The following is a 1,604-nucleotide window of genomic DNA, read 5'->3' as shown; positions in this document are numbered from 1 at the left end:
GCTGACCCGCATGCAGTTCTGATGGCTATCGCTGTTGCTGCATCCTGCGCATTCGCTACGCCGGTTGGTACACCGCCGAACACGCTGGTTCTCGGCCCCGGCGGATATCACTTCAAGGACTATATCATTGCCGGTACGCCTTTGATTATTGTCTGCCTTATCGTTTCACTTATTATTATTCCTATCGTTTGGCCGTTCTTCCCTTGATTTGTCCGACAAAATGATAGAAAAGTGAATATTATGTAAAGCAATATCCCGCATGAGGAAAAATACTCCTTATGCGGGATTTTTGCGTTCGAAAGCGTACAAAATTCAGAAGAAAATAAAAAGGCAAGCAAGAGAAAGAAAACAATAAACAAATATATAAAGATTCAGACAAATGGGAAAATAACAAAAGTTATAAGACAAAATGGAATAAAGCTAATCCCTGATTCGGCAAATGATGAAATTCCCGAAAAATAGGGGATAAATTGCTGCAATGAGCCTAAAGGGGCATAAATTATCCTGCTTTGGGAATTTAGGTCTATATGGACTTAAAACCTTGATAATACTGGAAGTACGATTATTTTCAGAAAAATATGACGCCGTTTGACACAGGAAAAGGGGGTAATGTATTGTATCCTGCGGGCATGAGGAGGGCGTCCGTCGGGCCGCTGCCTTCTACCCAAAAGAAATAAGGGCTGTCAGCGCTGTCTGCCTGTCCGTGAGGAACGTAAAAAGCACGGAGAGGGGAAGGCTGTACGATCGGTGAATGTGTCGTTCCGGCAAAGAAACGACAATGCGGGCAGGAACCGATGAGTCTGTACGGATATTCCGATAAACGGGATATAAGCGGCAGGCTGTGCCAGTATAAGGCGAAAGAGAGGTGAGCTTATGGGACACCCGGTGACAACGAATCCTTTGATCATCATGCTTATCAACATGTCAATCGTGTTTGTCGTGCTGATGGGACTGAGTGCAATGATTCGTTTGATCCATCTTGCTGACCCGACAAAAAGCAAGTAATTTCGGTGTATTTGCTCTATGTCCGGTGAGACAGGAGTAAAAGAACTAATTTGAGGTGATTCTAATGGGACATCCGGTTACCACGAATCCATTCATCATCATGCTTATCAACATGTCAATCGTCTTTGTCGTGCTGATTGGCCTGAGCGCAATGATTCGTCTTATTCATCTCTGTGACCCGACAAACAAGGCCAAAGAGGTAAAGAAACCGGCAGCTGCACCTAAGGCTGCTGCTCCGGCTGCTGCACCTGCAGCTGCTCCGAAAGCAGACAACAGCGCAGTTATCGCCGTAATCGCTGCTGCAGTTGCAGCTTACGACAGTGAAGCACGTATTGTTACGGTTCGTCCGATTGAAAGCTCGGTCTGGAAGAACAATGCCCGTGCTGTGGCACTCAACAATACGGTTTGCTAAAAACGGCGGCAGTCAAAAGACTGTTTGCCGCTTAAGGAGGAATTATCAGAATGGAAGTTTGGAATGCGTTTAGTGTTTCGATTGCATCTGTCTGGAACGACAGTGGCTTCTCCGCTCTGACAGGCGGACATGTTATCATGATGCTGGTCGGCTGCTTCCTGCTCTATATGGCATTTGTCAAAGAGTA

The 1,604-nt window shown here is 45.8% G+C and carries 3 protein-coding genes; all 3 read left to right on the top strand.

Annotated features, from left to right (window positions below):
- The coding region (locus tag BUA83_RS12420; protein ID WP_200796085.1) for an anion permease at positions 1 to 207 on the top strand (207 nt) is incomplete at its 5' end.
- 666 nt (positions 208 to 873) lie between these two features.
- Complete coding sequence (locus BUA83_RS12415; RefSeq protein ID WP_072936583.1) at positions 874 to 1,005, top strand: OadG family protein; 132 nt, start codon at positions 874 to 876, stop codon at positions 1,003 to 1,005.
- A gap of 64 nt (positions 1,006 to 1,069) precedes the next feature.
- Positions 1,070 to 1,417: an OadG family protein gene (locus tag BUA83_RS12410; RefSeq protein WP_072936582.1), complete on the top strand. Its 348-nt coding sequence runs from the start codon at positions 1,070 to 1,072 to the stop codon at positions 1,415 to 1,417.
- The last annotated feature ends 187 nt before the right edge of the window (positions 1,418 to 1,604 follow it).

The sequence above is a fragment of the Schwartzia succinivorans DSM 10502 genome, assembly GCF_900129225.1.
Classification (GTDB): Bacteria; Bacillota; Negativicutes; order Selenomonadales; family Selenomonadaceae; genus Schwartzia; species Schwartzia succinivorans.
This window is presented reverse-complemented; position numbering and strand designations above follow the sequence as displayed.